The following is a 22,071-nucleotide window of genomic DNA, read 5'->3' on the forward strand; positions in this document are numbered from 1 at the left end:
ATTTGTTTATTGTTTCATTTTTCGCAGCTGGTAGAGACACATTGAATGCGTCTCTGTATCATCATCACGGTGCATCCAAAATGGCATGTGGTTGCGTTTTTTGAAATGACGTTGTTTCAGCGCAACGGAGAGGCGTTCAACGCGTCTCTACGGGTTTAATTTTTTTCCAAGCACATCCATGATTTGATCTTCCACGGTTTGTGTTGTATTAAAGAAAACCACGGGTATTCTGTAGTGCCTCATTTCATTGATCAAATGGCTTTGCATGTTTTGAAAATCTTCGCTGTATTTCTTACCCCAGTTTTTTCTATTGTTTTGCCAGTTGATTTGTCGCTTCCCATCGCCCAGTATCAATTTGCCATCAGGCAATGCTTCGTCAAGGGCGTCATAAATATGTATCACGATGACATCGTTGTGATAGCTAAGGCTTTTTAACAAGTGCCGCGTTTCATCATTGATGTAGGTGAAATCGCTGATCACTTCCACTACATAATCATGCGTAACAATGGAATGCGTTCTTCGCAGCATTTCATTCAGCCTTGTAACATCTGGTTTTATTGTTTTTCTTTCCGGCAATAATTTGTTCTTGCTTACGATCAATTGAAGAAAATGTTGCACGAGCGCTTTACTTCTTTTTGGCGCGATGTGATCGTAAGAATCTTCGTTGAAAATTAATCCACCCACTCGGTCGCCGCGCTTAATGGTGTAGAATGCGCCCAATGCCGCTGCATGTGCTGCGGTAACTGATTTCACAAAACGTTGCGATCCAAAAAACATATAACTGCACTGATCGAGTATGGTAAACGTTGGTCTTTCTTTTTCTTCATTGAATATTTTAGTGTGCGTTAAACCTGTTCTTGCTGTTACGCGCCAGTCGATATTTCTCACGTCATCTCCTGCAACATATTGACGAACCTCTTCAAAGTCAAGCCCACGGCCGCGTAGCTTGGAGGCATGTCTTCCGGCAAGTATTGAGTAAATAGGATGGGATGGAAGCAAATTCTTTGCCTGCACAAGGTATTCGTACCGCATGAGGTCCTGCAGGTTGGTGACGACTTCAGGAGGATAAGTGGTTTGTTTATTTTTTTTAAGACCAAACATTAATTAGGAATTAGAAATTAGAAATTAGGAATTAGGAATTAGAAATTCCCGATTGTGCTGTTGCCGTGGTTCGTGTCTTCACGAACCATCCGTTGAGCCAGTTTGTGGTTCGTGAAGACACGAACCATGGCATAGCGCATGTTGTTAGGTGACTGACACTGCTTTGAGCAGTTCATCAATTACTTTGTTGGCGTTGACGCCGTCGGCGTTGGCTTCGTAACTGAGGATGAGTCGATGGCGGAGAACATCCTTCACAATGAAACGTATGTCATCGGGTGTTACATAGTCTCTGCCATCGAGCCATGCAACTGCTCTTGCGCATTTATCCAGGCTTATGGTGCCGCGTGGACTTGCGCCATAGCTCACCCATCTTTCTATATCCTTATTAAACTGGCCGGGATAACGTGATGCCGTGATGATGTCAACAATATATTTTTCCGCAGCTTCTTTTACCTGCACATTGCTGATTTCTTTTCTTGCATCGAAGATTACAGTTTGTGGTATGGTGTCTTCCTGTACTGCGCTACCTTTTGATTCTTCACGCACCAGCCGCATGATTTTTGTTTCGTTATCGCTGTCGGGATACGTGATCTCAATCTTCATAATGAAGCGGTCGAGTTGCGCTTCCGGCAAGGGATAGGTGCCTTCCTGTTCTACCGGGTTTTGTGTAGCAAGTACCATGAATAGTGGTTCCATCTTGTGCGTTTTTCCTGCTACAGAAACTTGTCTTTCTTCCATAGCTTCGAGCAGTGCGGCCTGCACTTTGGCCGGTGCACGGTTTATTTCGTCAGCAAGAATGAGGTTGCTGAATATGGGCCCTGCCTGAAATACAAACTTTTCTTCTGCTTGTGGCTGGTAAATTTCTGTTCCGGTAATGTCCGATGGAAGAAGGTCGGGAGTGAACTGAATGCGGCTCAGCTTGCAATCGAGGTTTCTGGCGAGACTTTTTACAGCTCTTGTCTTTGCCAGGCCAGGCAAGCCTTCCAGCAACACGTTGCCATCTGTAAGTAGTCCGATAATTATCTTGTTTACTACATCATCTTGTCCAATAATAGATGCGTGTATGCGTGAGCGTAATGCTGTTACCTGTTCTAATGCTGACATAGGCAATGTTTTTACAAATCGTAACTGCCCATTCAGTTGAGAATTAAGTTTTTATCATTCTGTGAGGCAGCTACATAGTTTTATAACAACATTAGTTTGAAATAGTTGAGAGAAGTTAGCACGCAGATGACGCTGATTGGACTGATTAACGCTGATTTTTTTTTGACCTCGCAATTAGGTCGACTTTTTTACCGCAAAGAACACAAAGCAGCGTTACTCTAATAAAGTCTGCAACAAAAAACGCAAAGGAAGCGAAGAGGAGTTTTCTTCTCTGCTTCCTTTGCGCCACCTTAGTGTTCTTCGCGGTTAAAAAGACTCTCCAACAAGAATCAGTGCAAATCAATTAAATCAGTGTCATCTGTGTGCTCATTCATACGTAACCACGCCACTATACAAAGTGCCGAGCCATTTTTTGCCTTTCGTGTCAGCGGTCATGGAGAGGATGCCAGAGTTAGCTCCGGGAATGGCGAGTGGAAAGTGGTGTTCGTTTTCCAGTTTATATAAATAGTTACCACCTACCCAGGTCACATCATTTTCGCAGATCAATGTTTTGAAACCACCGGCGTTTTCAGGAGTGGCCATTTCTTCCCACCGGCTGTTTTTTTGACGGATCACATTCTTAACGGAAGTGCCCGAGAGCGCGGCAAGCACATTATTATTATTATCTACCGTTAGCGCATAAGGAAACGCTGACGGATATCCCATTTCAGGCAAGCGGAAAGATGTCCATTTGTTGTTTTGCCATTTTTTGATGGTGCCCGTAAAAGCGAAGCTGTTAAATGTGCCTACCCACAGGTCTCCATTTTGGTCTGCACTCATGGAAAGTACAAGATCGCTTCCTGCATCGATAACCTTCCAGCTTGTTTGTGCCGAAATGCTTGCAAGTTCGCCGCCTTCAAAACCCACCCATACGGTTTTGTTTACCTTGTTATAGGTTATGCACATCACCGCATTGTTGGAGAAGGGACTGTTGTCAGAGGTAAAAACCTGCCAGTTGCCATTGTCATACCTGGCCACACCTTTGTCGGTGCCGATCCATATAATATTAACTTCTTCAACAGCAACGGCTCTGATAAAGGAGGAAGGAAGTGGTGAATTAGAAGTGTCGAAAAATTTCCAGGAGCCATTTTCAAGATAAGCAAGCCCTTTTGGAGTACCGGCCCATGCGATGTTGTTTTTATCTACGGCAATGGCGTTGATCTGGTTGTCGGGTAAACCCGAGTTGCTGGTATTGTAAATTACCCAATCATCTTTTTGCCCCTGGGGCTCTTCCTGCATGTCTGTTTTCTTGCATCCTACACAAAGCGAAATCAGCAAAAACAGATAAACAATTTTTTTCATTCAAGGTGTTTTTTTAAGGTCTTCGTGTCTGACAATTTTTTGTTTAAAATCGTTTTCTCGGATTAGGAATTTTTTTTATAAGATATCGGAAGGTTGGGAATGATCCCGGGAGGAACGAAAATCAGTCGTAATCTGTTAAAGTTTGGAAACAAAAAGAGGCATAAATATGGGGTATGACTTGGAAAAAAGCGGGTCTTTTTCTTGAAGAAATGTAATATGTACCCGGATATTATTGTCCTTATTAACAACAATTAAACCTTAAAACGACAATATTTGCCCAGAAATTTAAAAGCAACAGATTAATTAACACAATTAATTTGGAAAGATTGTTTGCGGAAAGAAGGTGATTTACAAGCTAATAGCTCAGTTAAAAGTCCATAATTGGGAAATTATCGATTAATTAAACCATTAATTAATCCTTTTTTGGATAAAAATTGAGGATTAATTTCCAAATTAATCTCTTGGATATACCTGAAGTTAACCTTCTGAATGTTTCTTGCATTGTCTTTTGTTAAATAAAAGCTTGTCAATGAAATATTCACTTCCAGGCAAAATGCCTAGCCTTAAACCCCCTGTATTGTATTTTATACGGGGTAATTATCTGCATCAACTTTTCAATCAATTAAATTTTTTCAGGATATCTAAGCATTCACCAGAACAATGGCAGATGTGCTATTGCAACCTTAATTATTTAAACTCTTAATTTTTATTAAACCAAAAAGCTTGAAGTATGAAAAAACTGCTTTTTACGAATTTTAACCGTTCGTATCATGACTGGCGAGCAAGTCGGTACATAAAGCCCGCTGCAGTCGTGTTGACTCTTTTCTGCTCAGTGCTTGCCCAGGCACAGACTCCTGTAAAGGGAAAGATTACAGGCGACAAAGGAGAGGCCATCCAGGGAGCAAGCGTTAAACTAAAACACTCAAATAAAGGCGTGGCTACAGACGCCAACGGTAATTTCTCTCTACCGATTAAACAGGGTGATACACTGGTCATATCTTCGGTAGGCTACAGTCCTTACGAATATGTGGTTAGAAATGCCAACGCGGTAAATGTATCGCTGGCATCGCAGCTATCTGCATCTACCATGAATGATGTGGTGGTGGTTGGTTACGGTACGCAAAAGAAAGTAACGGTAACCGGAGCGGTATCTACCTTAAAAGCGGCAGAACTTGTTACAACCAAAAACGAGAACGTTGTGAACATGCTGACCGGTAAAATTCCCGGTTTGCGTATGACACAAAGAACCGCTGAGCCGGGCGCTTACGAAAACTCATTCGATATCCGTGGTTACGGTGGAGCACCTTTGATCGTTATCGACGGTGTGCCTCGTGGCGGATTCGAAAGAATGGATCCAAACGAAATCGAAAGCGTATCTGTATTGAAAGATGCGGCTGCTGCAGTTTACGGTGTAAACGGTGGTAACGGTGTTATCCTTGTTACTACTAAAAAAGGAGCGGGCAAAGATGGTAAGTTCGACATCAACTACTCATTCAACCAGGGCTGGCAACAGTTCCTTGGTATGCCAGAAGCAGTAGGTCCGGTTGACTACATGATGCTTACCAACGAAAAAACAAAACGTGATTTTGGTAACAACTTCATATCCAATGCACCGCCTTCTTATACTTACGAGAACATTTTGCCATGGATGAACGGCACATTTAAAGGTGCTGACTGGCCAAGTGCGGCTTTCACAAAAGTATCTCCGCAGGTGCAGCACAACATCAACGTATCCGGTGGTAATGATAAAGTAAATACTTTCATCAGCCTTGGTTACATGAAACAAAGCGGTCTGTTGCAAACAAACAGCCTTAACTATGAGAGATGGAACCTTCGCTCTAACGTAAACGTGAAGATCACGAATAATTTAAGAGCAAGCATGTTACTTTCTGGTGTGGCTGATAAAAAGAATGCACCTTACCAGGACCTGTGGACCATTTTCAAATATGCATGGAACCAGGTGCCTATTAACCAGATTTATGCAAACAACAATCCGGACTACCTCAACGTAATGCCGGACAACGTAAACCCGGTAGCGGTTGTGGATGCATCAAAAGTTGGTTACAAGAAATTTACTTCTAAAAACCTGCAGGCACAAGGTGCGCTGGAGTGGGACATTCCATGGGTGAAGGGCCTGAAAGCAAAAGGATTGTACAACTACGGTTATACGATCAACGACAATACAGCTTATTCAAAAATGTATAACCTGTATGCTTACAATGCAGACGATAGCACATATAAAGCTTCAACTGTAAGTGCAAACGGCCAGAGCGTTGGTACACTGAACCGTGCTTATGCAAACGGCTTGCAAACTTTGGGACAATTTTCACTGACATATGCCAATTCATTTGCCGGTGCGCATAACGTAAGTGGCTTGTTTGTTTACGAAGAAGGTCACACTAAAGCAGACAACATTTATGCGCAGCGTAACATGCCAATTCCGGTACCTTATCTTTTTGGTGGTGTATCCGGTACAGGCGAGCAGGGCGGTACACAGGCAAATGGTGTAAGCGAGTATGCAACAAGAAGTTTTGTGGGCAGAGTTAACTACGACTATAGAGGAAAATATATGGCTGAGTTCAGCTTCAGAGAAGATGCTTCAAACATGTTTAAACCAGGTGGTAAACAGTGGGGCTTTTTCCCTGGTGTGTCACTCGGTTATAGAATCAGTGAAGAAGAATTTTTCAAAAACCTTATTTCTCCCGATATCATCAGCAGTTTAAAGATCAGGGGATCGTACGCTGAAGTCGGTACCTCAGACGCTGCAGCTTATTTCCAATACATTTCTGGTTATGCTTACCCTACAGTTGACCCTGCCGATAAAAAAGTGTTGGGTTACATGATGGGCGGTCAGTTTGTAACGGGTGCACAAAGTCGTGGGTTAACCAACCCGGACCTTACATGGTACACAAACTACATGACTAATATTGGTTTGGACTTCACATTGTTGAAAGGTAAATTAGATGGTACGGTTGATGTTTTCAGAAGAGATCAGGGTGGCTTGCTGGATACAAGAGGATCTCAATTGCCTGGAACAACTGGTGCCAAAATGCCACAGGAAAACCTTAATTCAAGAAGAACACAAGGTATAGAAGGTATACTTACTTATAAGGAGAGATTTGGTAAGTTGGGTCTTACAGTTTCAGGTAATGCTTCTTTCGAGCGCACACAATGGCTGCATAAAATACAACCAGCGCGCGGTAACCAATATCAACAATGGAGATACGGTGAAGCTGACCGCTTTACAGGCCTTGTATGGGGTACCGATTATGCAGGACAATACACTTCATACGATCAGATATACAATTCAAAAATTAACAATGGTGGTGGTAATAACACCGTGTTGCCTGGTGACTACTACATGCAGGACTGGAATGGTGATGGTGTGATCAACGGCGACGACTATCATCCTATTGCAATACAGGATTTGCCTTTGATCAACTACGGTCTTACTATTGGTGCAAACTACAAAGGATTTGATTTCACAGCATTGTTTGCTGGCGCTGCAGGCGTTTGGACATCATACGGTGAGCAATTGGGTGAGCCTTTGATGTACGGCAGAAGTGCATTGACAAAATTCCTTGACAGCTGGCACACTGTAAATCCTGATGACAACGTGTATGATCCAAATACACAGTGGGTTGCTGGTAAATATCCTTCAATGGGTTATCCTTACGGTAATATTCAACGTTCAACAAAAGGTATCATCAATGCATCTTATGTGCGCTTGAAAACTATTGAACTTGGTTATTCATTGCCACACAGATGGATGGACAAAGTGCGTGTAAAAAATTGCCGCATTTATGCGAACGCTTACAACCTGTTTACCATTACAGGTCTTGATGATGGTGTTGATCCTGAGCACCCGGGTTCATTCCCTGATGCTTCTTTCGATCAGGCATTGGGTGGTTACAAATACCCGCTGAACAGAACATTTAACGTAGGTGGTACAATTACTTTCTAAACTATTGAACATTACATTATGAAGAAACGATTTCTAACTATAGTAGCAGGATGTTTAATGTTGGCTTCTTGTCAGAAGCTTGACATACCACCTGTTGATATCTTAACGGATGATCAGATATTCGGCAGCGAAGCCGGTATCAATGCCTACCTGGCACAGGTTTACAGAAAATTACCAATTGAAGATTTTACCTATCGCCCTGATGGCCGTAACGACGGTGTGGGCAACGTAGGCTTTAACCTGCACCACGAGTGGGAACACTTCTATTGCGAAGCAGCTGCAGATGGTGAAATGGTAGGACCTTACGGCGGTGTTGATATTGCCGGTGGTTTCGGCTACTGGCCATATAAGGACATTCGCGATGTGAACTATTTCATCGAAACACTTCCAACTTACGCGAAGAATTTCACAGCCGATAAAGTAACAAGTTTGATGGGTGAAGCACACTTCCTCCGTGCATACTATTACTTTGCGTTGGCAAAAAGATACGGTGGTATTCCAATCATCAAATACGTGCAAAATTATCCTGAGCAAACGATAGAGGAACTGCAGGTGCCACGTAATACAGAAGAAGAAGTATGGAACTTTATTGGAGAAGATTTGGACACAGCTTATCAAATGTGTGGCGAAACGAGCGTTGCGGAAAGAGCGAATAAATATGTGGCAATGGCGCTTAAATCAAGAGCAATGGTATATGCTGGAAGTATTGCACGCTACGGTTCACAAACATTCGTAGACGGCGATGCTCGCTCACAGGGTCTTGTTGGTATATCTGCAGACAAAGCTGCGGGCTACTATCAAAAAGCTATTGACGCTGCGAAAACACTGGAAGGTCACTACTCATTGTACAGAGCGAAAGGTGATAAAACTGAGAACTATGTGAACATCTTCCTTGATTCAAAAAGTCCTGAGAACATTCTTATCAGATCTTTCTTTGCAGGTGAGCCTGAAAGAAACCACAGCTTCGATGCAACATACTCACCAAACAGTGATATGAACTACATGACAGCAGGTGGTTTGTCAAGAACTTATCCTACACTTGAGTTTGTACAGCATTTCGATTCATTCGACTTTGTAACAAATGCAGATGGTACACCAAGACGTTACAACTCTCAGGCTGAAATGGCACAAGGTCTCGAGCCACGCTTAAGAGGTACAGTATATTTCCCTGGTGATGTGTTGAGAGGCGTTCCATTCGACGTACAGGCTGGTATCTATCCTTCATTCTCCGGCACTGCTGCGGATGAAGTGGCAAAACCAACAGGTACACGTAGCTTCATTCTTTCCGGTGATCACACAACTTTGCGCAATGGCAGATTGATCATTGGTAAAGCAGGTATGTATCCTCCGGCATTTGGTAACGATAACAATACACGTACAGGTTTCTATGTTCGCAAATACATTGATCCAACAAAAGGCATTTCAGCAGTTAACCTGTTCACCAGCACCACTCCGTGGATCGAGTTGCGCTATGCAGAAGTCTTGCTGAACCGTGCAGAAGCTGATATCGAATTGAATCAAACTGCTGATGCATTAAAATGCATCAACGACCTGAGAGACAGAGCGGGCGCTTCACTGGCAACAGCAGCAGACATGACTGTAGCAACTTATCGCAATGAAAGAGCGAAAGAGCTTGCTTTTGAAAACCACTACTGGTGGGATATTAAAAGATGGAGAATTGCAGATCAGTTGTTGAACAACACTCACTTCCATGGTTTGATGCCTTACTATGTAGAATCTGAAAACAAATACATATTCCTGAAAGAGCTTGAGCTTTTCAACAGGAACTATTATTTCGATAAGAAGTTCTACTATGAGCAAATACCAGGCGGCGAACTTGCAACAAATCCAAACTTGTATCCAAATAACCCAGGCTACTAATCAAAGTAAAAATTCAAAAGTAAAAAGTAAAAAATGGTCGATGCACAAAAGAGCCTAACATTATCACGCAGCCCTTTTTTTGACTTTTGACTTTTTACTTTTGACTTAATTTTTTAAACAGTGAATTATGAAATTGAAATCATTTAAAATATTGAGCCTTGGAGTTTCCTTGTTGTTCTTTGCTTCTTCTTGTGTGAAAATGGACACCTACACAGGACCTGATGCATCGCTGACAGGAAACGTTATTGAGGACGGTTCAAAAAACAATGTGCAAACCTGTTCTGGAAATTTCTCCATCAGGCTTGAGCAACTAAGCTGGGATAGCACACCTGCTCCACAGGACATTCCGGTTAAGTATGACGGTTCTTATCAGAATACTAAAATATTCTCTGGTCACTACCGTGTATCTATTCATGGCGGCGCATTCTGGCCGGTTGCACCAGAAGAAATGGACATCAGTTCTGGAACTGTTCACGATTTCAAACTGACTCCGTATTTAACTATCAGCGACTTTAATGCAGAGATGACAGACAGTACAACGCTTAGGCTTACATACTCTCTTGACGCTCCTGTTGCAGGCATACCAAAGATTTTGGAAGTGCAACCTTATCTTAACACAACACAAATTGTTGGCCCCGGAGCTTCTATCTATGATTTCTCCGACCTCAACAAAATTGCTGTAAATAAAGATTGGGCAGACTTTAACGACGCCGATAAAAACGGAGAGATCATTGTTAGCAACCTCATCCCTGGTCGTATTTTCTACGTAAGAGTAGGGGTGAAATTTGATAACAATGATAAAAGTTCAAACTTATCCAACGTTATCAAAATAACGGTTCCGGGTAAGTAATGTAACGATGCAAACCATAAAATCATTTAAAATGAAATTCTCAAGACTAATACTTATAGCATCCGTACTTGGAGTATGTATTGCAGGATGTAAGAAAGATTCTTTTACTTCAAGAGATACAAGCAAGTTGAAGCCAACGCCTGTTGACTCAACTCCGCCGGATCCGACACTCGTAATGTTCGATCCTGCTGACGAAACCACCGACTGGGAAATTTCCGGCGGTAACGGACAGATAGATAATGCTGCCAAAAAAGAAGGTGCCGCTTGTTTGTCTTCAGTGATTAAAGCTGGTGACAATGATGGCTACCAACATTTCATCAAAAGACGCCCTACTGCAGTGAATCCAAAATTGAGCAAGGAAGAGTGTCAGTTTGTTTTCTGGCTCTATGTTTCCGACGCAAGTCAGCTGAGAGGTGATGGTCAGATCGAAATTTCAAGCTCTGGTAAATCAGATCAGAATGAAGCTTACTGGGACTTTGGTTCAATAGCTGGTTCGCTGAAAAATGGATGGAACGAAGTGATGTTAAATTTGAATACTTCACAATCATCCGGTGGGGACATTGACCTTTCCGCGGTTAATTTCTTCCGCATATACTTCTGGTCAAAACAGCCACGTGCTGCTGACTACACGATCAAAGTTGATTACCTGAGATTTAGAAAACGTCCGCCAATTAACGTGCAATTTGCAAACTGCGATCAAACAGATAATTGGGAAATGGCTGGTGGTACCGGACAAATTGATAAATCAAACAAGAAAGAAGGTGCTGCTTCCCTGAAAGCAACAATCGTAAAAACAGAAGATTACATGCACTTCATTTTCAGAAGACCAGAATCAATAAATCCGGGTCTTACAAGAGCCAACGGTATATTCAGATTCTGGTTCTATGTAAGTGATGTAAATGAACTTAAAAATAACGACGGACAAATAGAGCTGACAAGTTCAGGACAATCTGATAAAGCTGAAATGAACTGGAACCTTGATCAGATCATTCCTAATTTGAAAAGCGGATGGAACGAACTGAAACTTGAACTTTCCAAAGGAAACGAGAACGGCAGCGATCCCCTCGACCTTAGTAAGCCAAATTTCTTCCGTGTATATCTGTGGGCAAAAAGCAAACCACATAGTTCAGATCTTGATTTGAGAGTGGATGATTTTCGATTCATAGAAAAATAGTCAGGAACAACCAGAATTAATAATTAATAATTAAGAATTAATAGGTGCAGCACTTGGTTCGTAAAGTTGGCATCTCATATGCTTAGCGGATGTTTGCGTTCACTAAAGAATGTAGCCCTGTTAATTATTAATTATTAATTATTAATTCAAAAAACAAAAACGATAATGAAGCTTAGAAGTTTTAGTAAATTAATTGCCGTACCTGCTCTTGTAAGCATAGCTGCATTAACCTCTTGCAGTGCACAAAAAAAGAACACGACCACTCCCAATGGTAATCCCATTGTTCGCGATATCTACACTGCTGATCCTTCTGCACACGTATGGAAAGATGGTAGATTGTATGTGTATCCGTCACACGATGTGTCACCACCGCGCGGTTGCGACCTGATGGACAAATACCATGTTTACTCAACAAACGACATGGTACACTGGCGCGACGAAGGACAGATACTTGAATCCAGCCAGGTGTCATGGGGCAGAAAAGAAGGTGGCTTTATGTGGGCGCCTGATTGCGCTTACAAAAATGGTACTTACTATTTCTATTTCCCGCACCCAAGCGGCACTGAATGGAACAACACGTGGAAGATAGGCGTGGCTACAAGTAAATATCCTGCAAAAGATTTTAAAGTACAAGGTTATATTCAAGGCATTGAATCTTTGATCGATCCTTGCGTGTTTGTTGATGACGACGGCCAGGCTTACTTCTATCACGGTGGTGGTGGCAAATGCATGGGTGGAAAATTGAAAGACAACATGATGGAAATCGACGGGCAATTGCAAAAAATGGAAGGCCTTGAAGATTTTCACGAAGCATCATGGGTGCACAAACGCAATGGAGTGTACTATCTGTCTTACTCAGATAACCATGATAAAGATGGCAAACACAATCAAATGCGTTACGCAACAAGTTCAAGTCCATTAGGTCCATGGAAATCCCAGGGCATCTATATGGATCCAACTGATAGCTATACCAACCATGGTTCCATCGTAGAATACAAAGGTCAATGGTATGCGTTCTATCATAATAGCGCATTGTCACATCACGATTGGCTGAGATCAATTTGTGTTGACAAATTATTCTATAATGAAGACGGCACGATTAAAAAAGTACAACAAACGATGGGCGTGATTGAAGAGAAGAAAGAAGTAAGCAGTAAATAATTGAAAGTGGAAAATTGAAAATTGAAAATGGTAGGGGCGAATTGCATTCGCCCTGTTGCCCACAAAAAAATGCCGCATACAATAATTAGTGACGCACCCTATTAATTCTTAATTATTAATTATTAATTCGAAATGAGAATCTCTAAACATTATATCGGCATATTAGGACTTTTGAGTCTCCTCGCTTGCTCATCACACAAAGATGATCCGGCGCCGACACCTCCAAAACAACCCAGCGTCTTTGACCTTCAACATAAGAACCCTTTTATTACCAACATGTATACAGCCGATCCGTCTGCTCACGTGTGGGCAGATGGAAGGTTATATGTATATCCGTCTCACGACATTGCGCCGCCGCGTGGTTGCGATCTGATGGATCAGTACCACGTTTTTTCCACAGATGATATGGTGAACTGGCGCGATGAAGGACAGATACTACAAGCGAGCCAGGTGCCTTGGGGCACGCCAGACGGCAACTTTATGTGGGCGCCTGATTGTGCATACAAGAACGGTACCTACTATTTCTACTTTCCTCACCCAAGCGCCTCTCCATGGAACAGCAGCTGGAAAATAGGAGTGGCCACAAGCACAAAGCCTGCAAGTGATTTCGTGGTGCAGAAGTACATCGACGGTCTTGAATCATTGATCGACCCTTGTGTGTTCGTTGATGATGACGGACAAGCTTATTTATACTATGGGGGTGGCGGAAAATGCATGGGAGGAAAATTAAAAGATAACATGATGGAAGTAAACGGCACCATGCAAAACATGCTGGGCCTGCAGGATTTCCATGAAGCTACATGGGTACACAAACGCAATGGCATTTACTATTTGTCATATGCCGACAACTATAGTGCAAACAACCGAGGCAACCGTATGCGATATGCCACCAGCAGCAATCCTTTGGGTCCATGGACATACAAAGGTGTTTACATTGATCAAACAGGAAGCTCCACCAACCATGGCTCTATTGTAGAGTACAAAGGACAGTGGTATGCTTTTTATCATAACTCGAACCTCACCGGCAACGACTGGTTACGTTCAATTTGTGTAGACACTTTGGGCTACACACCAAACGGAAACATTAAATTGGTTTACCAAACAAGAAAAGGATCCAACTAAAAAACAAACAGCATGAAAAATATAGCGAGGTTATCTCTCAGCATATCGACGGCAGTTCTTCTTTTTGCCGCTTGTTCAAAAAGTACTCCTGTTACCAACCCGAACGGAGGTAACAATGGTGGCAATAACGGAGGAAACAACGGAGGGACAAATCCGCCCGTAACCTGGCCGTCACCGGCAGGTGATGTGGTGGGCAAAATAACAGTGGGCTACCAGGGTTGGTTTGCCTGCATTGGTGATAACTCGCCGATCAATGGTTGGTGGCACTGGACACAAGATTGGTCAAAGATTCCTTCTCCTACAAACAAAGGAATGGTATCATGGCCGGACATGAAGGAGTACACCAAAAAATATCCAACCGCGTTTGCCAATTTGAATAGCGGCGAACCGGCAACTTTGTTTTCTTCTTACGACGACCAAACTGTAGACGTGCAGTTTTCCTGGATGAAAAATTATGGCATTGATTGTGCAGCTTTGCAACGTTTCAATCCCACCGGTGGTGAAGGCCCGATCCGTGATGCTGTTACAGTAAAAGTAAAAGCAGCCGCTGAAAAATACGGCGTAAAATTCTACATCATGTATGATGTGAGCGGTTGGACAAATATGCAAACAGAAATGAAGACTGACTGGAAGAACAAAATGAAAGCCTATACAGCTTCTTCTATGTATGCAAAACAAAACGGCAAACCAGTAGTTTGTATCTGGGGCTTTGGCTTCAACGATAACAATCACAACTTCTCAGTGGCGCAATGCCTGGATGTAATTCAGTTTTTTAAAGACCAGGGCTGCTACGTAATTGGCGGCGTTCCTACGCACTGGCGCGACCAGAACAGCGACTCGAGAGCTGCTTTCATTAGCGTTTACAAAGCATTCAACATGCTTTCACCATGGATGGTGGGACGTATGGGCACCATTGTGGATGAAGATAATTTTTATGCAAATGTGAATACGCCTGACCTTGCTTATTGCAAGCAATACGGCATCGATTACCAACCCTGCGTATTGCCGGGTGACCTGCAATCAGGACACCGCAAGCACGGCGATTTCATGTGGAGACAATTTTACAACATGTGTAAATTGGGTGTGCAGGGAATCTATATTTCCATGTTTGACGAATACAACGAAAGCAACCAGATTGCAAAAACAGCCGCAACACAAGCAGATATACCTGCGGGATCAGGTTTCTTAGCATTGGATGAAGACGGAACAGCATGTTCTTCAGACTACTATTTACGCCTCACAAACGATGGTGGTAAAATGTTGAAGAAAACCATTCCGCTGACGTCTACGAGACCAACGAAACCTGTCGAGTAGCCCAAATGATTGAATAACTGAATAACTGAATAACTGAGTTATGTTTGCACCTAAAACATCAATTATTCAGTTACTCAGTTATTAATATGACCATCATGAAAAGTATTTTCTTCATTCTTGGAGCAATGGTAGTTTTCAGCAACACACATGCACAAGGGAAAACGCCTGCTACGACAATTTGCAATCCCGTAAACCTTAGTTATCGCTTTTGCCTGGACACCCCTTCCAGGAGAGAGGCCGCCGATCCCTCGATGATTTTATTTAAAGGAGAATATTATTTGTTCGCTTCAAAATCAGGCGGATATTTTCATTCAACGGATCTTGTCAAATGGGACCTTATTAAAAGCAATATTTTACCGCTGGAAGATTATGCACCAACTGCAGTAGTGGTTGATGATGAAATTTATTTCAACGCTTCCGGAAATGCCTCGCACAAAATTTATAAAACCAAAGACCCCAAAACTGATAGCTGGGAATTGGTGACGGACAAGTTTCCTATTTCTACAACTGATCCCATGTTGTTTCTCGATGACGATCATCGTTTGTATTACTATTATGGTTGTTCAGACAAGGAGCCTTTACATGCGGTAGAACTTGATCTGCACAACAATTTGCAACCAATAGGAAAAGCCGTGAATACCATTTACGCGAACACTGCAAAATATGGATGGGAGAGACCCGGCGATTACAACGACGGCACAGCCGCTCCATGGATGGAAGGTTCGTGGATGAATAAATACAATGGCAAATATTATTTGCAATATGCCTGCCCCGGTACACAGTTTAAAAGCTACGCCGATGGTTTGTATGTCTCAGACAAACCGCTTGGGCCATTTGTATTGAGCAAAAACAATCCCTTTGCCTACAAGCCGGAAGGCTTTGCAACTGGCGCGGGACATGGCAGCACATTTAAAGATAAATATGGTAACTACTGGCACATAGGCACCGTTACCATTTCAGTAAAACACATGTTCGAAAGACGCTTGTCACTGTTTCCTGTTTTCTTTGATAAAGACGGCGAAATGACCGCGTACACCGGCTTTGGCGATTACCCGATGTTAGTTCCATCGAAAAAAATAACGAAACCTGCAGAACTGTTTCCCGGTTGGATGTTGCTTTCGTACAACAAGAAAGTGACGACTTCCTCTTCTTTGAACGATCACCAACCACAAGCCGCAACAGACGAAGACATAAGAACATGGTGGAGTGCAGCAACAAATAGCAAAGGCGAATTTATAACCGTTGATCTTGGCAGTGTTGAGACTGCTCAGGCAATTCAAATCAATTTCGCCGAACAGAATACTTCCATACTGGGTCGCACGGAAAATATGGCATATCAATACAACCTGGAGTATTCCGCCGACAACAAAAACTGGAAAACAATTGTGGACAAATCGCAAAACAATGCCGATGCTCCACATGACTATATACAACTTCAAAGCCCATTGCAATTGCGCTATGTGAGACTAACGAACATCCAAGTTCCTTCAGGAAAGTTCGCAGTGTCCGACCTGCGAGTGTTTGGGAAAGCGAATGTAAAAGCAGCGAAAGAAGTTATATCATTCAACATAGAAAGAGACAAGGACAGAGCCATTGTAAGACTTACATGGAACAAAGATGTAAACGCAACGGGTCATAACATCCGTTTTGGAACGGATAAAAACAAGTTGTACGAAAACTATATTGTTTACGGAAAAAATGAAATAATAATAAGAAGCCTGAATGCTGATTTGCCGTATTATTTTTCGATCGATGCATTTAATGAAGCAGGCGTTGTTAGTGGAGGGGGCGTGAAGGAGGTCAGATAGTTGAGAGTGGAGAATGGAGAGTTGAGAGTTAATTGAAAGTTGAAAGTTGAAAATTGTAGGGGCGAATCGCATTCGCCCTTTCGCACCATCACGATCTCCGAAACAGTGAACAATGCCGCTATCATATCCGGGCAAATCAGCTTAATCAGTGTCATCCCCGTCCGAACGGCTTCAGCCGGACGGGTGTGTGCAAAAAAAATGACCAACATGAAAAGGATATTAACCAGCGCATTGTTCCTCTTAAGCATTGCCATGCAAGCCCAGGTGAAACGCATCACCTGCATTGGTGCCAGCATCACAGAAGGAGCGAGGATCGAGAATCCAAAAGAAAATTCATTTCCCGGCCAGCTACAGGCCCTACTTGGGAAAACTTATGTCGTCAATAATTTTGGCGTAAGCAGCACCACCATGTTAAAGCATGGCAACTATCCGTACTGGAGCACGGATGCTTACAAAGCGGCACTACAAAGCAATCCCGACATTGTTTTCATTGATCTCGGCGGCAACGATGCAAAAGCCATCAATCGTCCTTTTTACAATGAATTAACGCAGGATACACGCGACATGATCCGCTCTTTTACTTCATTGCCCACTCATCCAAGAGTGATTGTGCTGTTGCCTTTTAAATCGTTTGAAACAGATACCATGCAGATCTGGGACAAAACAATTGTAGAAGAGGTGACACCGCGCGTTCAAAAGGCAGCTTATGAAGAAGGCGTTGAACTGCTCGATATTCATTCACTGCTTACTGATAAACCTGAATTGTTTCCTGATAAAATCCATCCAAATAAAGACGGCGCAGGAATTGTTGCTAAAAGATTATTTCAACAGATCACACAAAACATGGATGCGCAGTTTGATCTGTTTAAAAATTTTAAGCAACCATACACAACAACTGATTTCAAAGGGTATGCCTGTGCTGAATTTAAAATTGACGGTCACGACTGCAAAGTCGTAAAACCTAAACGTGTTGCGAAAAATGCACCGTGGATATGGCGAGCAAGATTCTGGGCACATGAACCGCAGACAGATATAGCACTGCTGGAGCGCGGCTTTCATCTTATCTACTGTGATGTTGCAGAACTGATGGGCAACAAAGTTGCGATAGATACATGGAACAAACTGTATGCATTGCTTCACAAAGCGGGCCTGGGTCAGAAAGGAGTACTGGAAGGCATGAGTCGAGGTGGTGTGTATGCGCTCAACTGGGCCGCTGTAAACCCTGATAAAGTAAGTGCTGTTTATGTTGACAACCCGTTGCTCGATTGCAAAGTATTAGCAAGAGATATGGACAAAGACATCAGCCAGATGACGAAGGATTTTATGGCTGCTTATAATCTGAAAAACAAAGCAGACATTCAAAACTTTAAAGGAAGCCCGATCGACAAAACAAAAGCAATTGCAAAAGGACATTATCCCATTCTGATACTTTGTGCAGAGAACGATGAATATGTTCCGCCCGGAGAACAAGCCATACCATTCGAAAACAAAATAAAGGCAGAAGGTGGCGAAATAAAGGTTGTTATTAAAAAAGGATTTAAGCATCACCCACATAGTTTTCCAAATCCAACACAAATTGTCGACTTCATATTGCATGCAGTTGATAAAGATTTCTATATTGCCGAAAGAAAATACGACTCGTATAAAACACTAGTGATGGCAGGTTACCAGGGTTGGTTCAGCGCACCTGGTGATGGAGCTGACAGAGGCTGGTATCATTACCTTGGTCGCGAAGGTTTTCATCCCGGCTCAACGAAAGTAGATATGTGGCCGGATGTTTCGGAGTATGACAAGGTCTATAAAACAGAATTCAGGTTTGCAAATGATAGCCCTGCATATGTTTTCAGTTCGTATGATGAATCATCGGTAAATACACATTTTCGCTGGATGCGAGAATATGGTATTGATGGTGTGTTTGTGCAGCGGTTTGTGGCCGAGATAAAAAGAGAAAAAAGTTATAATCAATTAAACAAAGTTTTCAACTCGGCCATTCATGCAGCGAACATAAACAACCGCGCCATTAGCATCATGTATGACCTGAGCGGCATGGAGCCCGGCGATGAACAATTGGTGCTGAAGGATATTGATTACATCGCGTCAACCTATGACATCAAAGAAAGAAAGACAAATACGTCGTACTTGTTTCATAATGGCAAACCGTTGGTAGCAGTTTGGGGTGTTGGTTTTAACGACAAAAGAAGATATGGTTTTAGAGAGGCTGAGATCATTATTGATGCACTGATTCAAAAAGGATTCAGCGTGCTGATAGGAGTGCCAACACATTGGCGCAAATTGGAAATGGATGCGATCAATGACACTACACTTCATCATCTCATTCGCAAATGTGATGTGGTGATGCCGTGGTTTGTGGGACGTTATAACGAAAATACTTTTGCGCCCTTTGCTCAATTAGTGAAAGAAGATATTGCATGGTGCAAGGAAAATAAAGTGGATTATGCACCGCTGGCTTTTCCCGGATTTTCATGGTTGAACATGGCGAAGAATTCAAAACCGATTCCCAGGAATCGCGGAAGTTTTTACTGGAAGCAATTTTCGAGCTACATCGGAAGCGGTGCCGAAATGCTTTACCTCGCCATGTTTGACGAGATAGACGAAGGAACCGCCATCTTTAAATGCGCGACCGAAGTGCCTGTTGGGCCGAGTCCATTCGTAGCAATTGATAGTGATCTTGGCAGTGATTATTATTTGTGGCTCGCAGGTCAGGCAACGAAAATGCTGAGGAAAGAGGTGCCGTTTACGGAGAAAATACCGAAGAGGAATTGAAAACTTATTGTCAGTTAGAGTAGCTGTTCGAGAAATTAATGGAGTATTGCTTGTCATCCCGACGAAGGAGGGATCTGGGTTTAACACTAGCGAACACTACGCGAAAATGAGCACTCAGATCCCCCCTTCGTCGGGATGAGAAGCAGTCTTTTTTTACAGATTGCCGGGTCGCTATCAAACGAACAACAAACTACTATAACAAACAACTTAGAAATTAATAATGAACCACAAACACTTGCTAGCTGTTTTTGCATCACTCCTTATGCTTTCAGGGCACGCGCAAACTCCCGTTTATAAAAACACTTCTTATTCCTTTGAAGACAGGGCAAAAGACCTAGTGAAAAGAATGACGCTGGAAGAGAAGGTCAGCCAGATGATGAATAAATCTGAGGCAATTGACAGATTGGATGTTCCTGCTTACAACTGGTGGAACGAAGGCCTGCACGGTGTAGGAAGATCAGGTAAGCACGTAACAGTGTTTCCCCAAGCAATAGGTTTAGCTGCAACATTTGATAAACAAGCGATGTTTAAAACCGCTGATATCGTTTCAACAGAAGCGAGAGCCGTGCATCATGCTTATGAGAGAAAAGGTTCGAGAGATATCTACCAGGGCTTAACTTTCTGGACACCTAACATCAATATTTTCAGGGACCCAAGATGGGGAAGAGGACAGGAGACCTATGGTGAAGATCCTTATCTGACGGCACAAATGGGCACGCAATTGGTAAAAGGTTTCCAGGGAAATGATCCTAAATATTTGAAGATAACTGCCTGCGCAAAACACTTTGCCATTCACAGCGGGCCCGAAAATACGAGGCATTCATTTAACGTGGCAGTTAGCAACTACGATCTTGCAGATACTTATTTGCCAGCCTTTCATGATTTGGTGGTCGATGCAAAAGTTGCTTCAGTAATGTGTGCTTACAACGCATTTGGCGGACAACCATGCTGCGGCAATGATCTACTGATGACAAACATTTTGTACAACAAATGGAAGTTCCACGGTTATGTTACTTCTGATTGCGGAGCGATAGATGATTTTTTTAAAGGTCACAAAACAAGCACCGATGCTACCGCTGCGGCTGCAGATGCTGTGATTCACGGAACTGATGTTGAATGTGGGCACACTTATACAACCCTCGTAAATGCTGTAAAGCAAGGGTTGATTAGCGAAAGCAAAATAGATGAATCGGTGCAACACCTGTTTGAAATAAGGTTCCGACTGGGCATGTTCGATCCAGCTTCAATGGTGAGTTACAGCACCATTCCCGAATCGGTATTGGAAAGTGCTCCTCATAAAGCACAAGCTTTGTTAATGGCAAGAGAGTCAATCGTGTTGTTGAAGAACGCCAACAATTTATTGCCACTGTCAAAGTCTGTTAAAAAGATTGCCGTGCTTGGCCCAAATGCAAATGACAGCATTGCAGTGTTGGGAAATTACAATGGCTTTCCTACAAAGACGACAACTGTTTTGCAAGGCATAAAAGATAAACTGGGAAATGCCGCCGAGGTAACATTTGAAACAGGAACAGATTTCGTTACCAACAAAGAGAATGTCGACTTCACGGCGATTGCAAACAAAGTGAAGGATGCTGACGTGATCGTCTTCGTTGGCGGCATCACGCCTTCATTGGAAGGAGAGGAAATGCCTGTAAAAATTGAAGGTTTTGAAGGCGGCGACAGAACATCCATTGATCTGCCTCATGTGCAAACTGCTTTTCTAAAGGCATTGAAAGCAACAGGAAAACCAGTTGTTTTTGTAATGATGACCGGTAGTGCGTTGGCAACTCCGTGGGAAGCTGAAAATATTCCCGCGATCGTGAATGCATGGTATGGCGGCCAGGCAACCGGCGAGGCTGTTGCGGATGTATTGTTTGGCGATTACAATCCTGCGGGACGTTTGCCTGTTACTTTTTATAAATCAACTGATCAATTGCCCTCATTTACTGACTATAGCATGAACAACCGCACGTATCGCTATTTCTCTGGCGAGCCTTTATTTGGTTTTGGTTATGGATTAAGCTATACAACGTTTGCTTACTCAAACTTTGTTGTTCCTTCTTCCGTTGCAACAGGCAAATCTGTTACAGTGAGCGTTGATGTTCAAAATACAGGTAAGACAGATGGTGATGAGGTGGTTGAATTGTACATAAAACATGGCGCAGGTTCGAAAGCGCCGATCCACGCGCTGGAAGGTTTTGAACGCATTCATTTGAAAGCAGGAGAAAAGAAAACGGTGAAGTTCACTTTACAAGCAAGACAATTGTCAATTGTTGATGATAAAGGCACGAGAGTGCAGGTGCCGGAAAAATTACAACTGTTTGTAGGTGGGCAACAACCAACAGTCGCAGCTTTGAGCGGCAAAAAAGTAATTACTAAAACTATAGACACAAAAGGAAGCAAGCTCGTTGTTGAGGACTTGGGATTACACTAATTGCTCTGCATTTTTTTCACCACTAAGGCACTA

The 22,071-nt window shown here is 42.7% G+C and carries 13 protein-coding genes; 10 read left to right on the forward strand and 3 right to left on the reverse strand.

Annotation, left to right across the window (positions count from 1 at the left end):
- Positions 1–147 precede the first annotated feature (147 nt).
- The 3 genes from KTO63_RS25035 to KTO63_RS25045 all read right to left on the reverse strand — a co-directional run bounded on the left by KTO63_RS25035 (position 148) and on the right by KTO63_RS25045 (position 3,546).
- Entirely contained in the window at positions 148–1,101 is a 954-nt protein-coding gene (locus tag KTO63_RS25035) for a DUF58 domain-containing protein (protein ID WP_217794844.1), read from the reverse strand.
- 144 nt (positions 1,102–1,245) lie between these two features.
- Positions 1,246–2,205, reverse strand: a complete 960-nt coding sequence (locus tag KTO63_RS25040; RefSeq protein ID WP_217794846.1) for an AAA family ATPase — start codon at positions 2,203–2,205, stop codon at positions 1,246–1,248.
- 366 nt (positions 2,206–2,571) lie between these two features.
- A complete protein-coding gene (locus KTO63_RS25045) occupies positions 2,572–3,546 on the reverse strand; it encodes a ligand-binding sensor domain-containing protein (RefSeq protein ID WP_217794848.1) in 975 nt (324 codons plus the stop codon).
- Between the two features lie 730 nt (positions 3,547–4,276).
- Here KTO63_RS25045 and KTO63_RS25050 point away from each other — a divergent pair.
- The 10 genes from KTO63_RS25050 to KTO63_RS25095 all read left to right on the forward strand — a co-directional run bounded on the left by KTO63_RS25050 (position 4,277) and on the right by KTO63_RS25095 (position 22,038).
- Complete coding sequence (locus KTO63_RS25050) at positions 4,277–7,510, forward strand: SusC/RagA family TonB-linked outer membrane protein (RefSeq protein WP_217794850.1); 3,234 nt, start codon at positions 4,277–4,279, stop codon at positions 7,508–7,510.
- A gap of 18 nt (positions 7,511–7,528) precedes the next feature.
- A complete protein-coding gene (locus tag KTO63_RS25055; protein WP_217794852.1) occupies positions 7,529–9,391 on the forward strand; it encodes a RagB/SusD family nutrient uptake outer membrane protein in 1,863 nt (620 codons plus the stop codon).
- A 127-nt stretch (positions 9,392–9,518) separates the two neighbouring features.
- Positions 9,519–10,241 (forward strand): DUF3823 domain-containing protein, encoded by a 723-nt coding sequence (locus KTO63_RS25060; RefSeq protein ID WP_217794854.1) that lies wholly within the window; start codon positions 9,519–9,521, stop codon positions 10,239–10,241.
- A gap of 31 nt (positions 10,242–10,272) precedes the next feature.
- Entirely contained in the window at positions 10,273–11,415 is a 1,143-nt protein-coding gene (locus KTO63_RS25065) for a hypothetical protein (RefSeq protein ID WP_217794856.1), read from the forward strand.
- 165 nt (positions 11,416–11,580) lie between these two features.
- Positions 11,581–12,576, forward strand: a complete 996-nt coding sequence (locus KTO63_RS25070) for a family 43 glycosylhydrolase (RefSeq protein ID WP_217794858.1) — start codon at positions 11,581–11,583, stop codon at positions 12,574–12,576.
- A 132-nt stretch (positions 12,577–12,708) separates the two neighbouring features.
- Positions 12,709–13,698, forward strand: a complete 990-nt coding sequence (locus KTO63_RS25075) for a family 43 glycosylhydrolase (RefSeq protein WP_217794860.1) — start codon at positions 12,709–12,711, stop codon at positions 13,696–13,698.
- Between the two features lie 12 nt (positions 13,699–13,710).
- Positions 13,711–15,012: a glycoside hydrolase family 71/99-like protein gene (locus KTO63_RS25080; RefSeq protein WP_232373335.1), complete on the forward strand. Its 1,302-nt coding sequence runs from the start codon at positions 13,711–13,713 to the stop codon at positions 15,010–15,012.
- 95 nt (positions 15,013–15,107) lie between these two features.
- The gene (locus tag KTO63_RS25085) at positions 15,108–16,820 is read left to right on the forward strand and encodes a family 43 glycosylhydrolase (protein WP_217794862.1); all 1,713 of its coding nucleotides are present in this window, start codon (positions 15,108–15,110) and stop codon (positions 16,818–16,820) included.
- Positions 16,821–17,027: 207 nt separating this feature from the next.
- The gene (locus KTO63_RS25090) at positions 17,028–19,604 is read left to right on the forward strand and encodes a GDSL-type esterase/lipase family protein (protein ID WP_217794864.1); all 2,577 of its coding nucleotides are present in this window, start codon (positions 17,028–17,030) and stop codon (positions 19,602–19,604) included.
- A gap of 220 nt (positions 19,605–19,824) precedes the next feature.
- Positions 19,825–22,038: a glycoside hydrolase family 3 C-terminal domain-containing protein gene (locus tag KTO63_RS25095; RefSeq protein ID WP_217794866.1), complete on the forward strand. Its 2,214-nt coding sequence runs from the start codon at positions 19,825–19,827 to the stop codon at positions 22,036–22,038.
- Positions 22,039–22,071 lie beyond the last annotated feature (33 nt).

Origin of the sequence: Pinibacter aurantiacus (assembly GCF_019130065.1) — a bacterium.
GTDB classification, from domain to species: domain Bacteria; phylum Bacteroidota; class Bacteroidia; order Chitinophagales; family Chitinophagaceae; genus Pinibacter; species Pinibacter aurantiacus.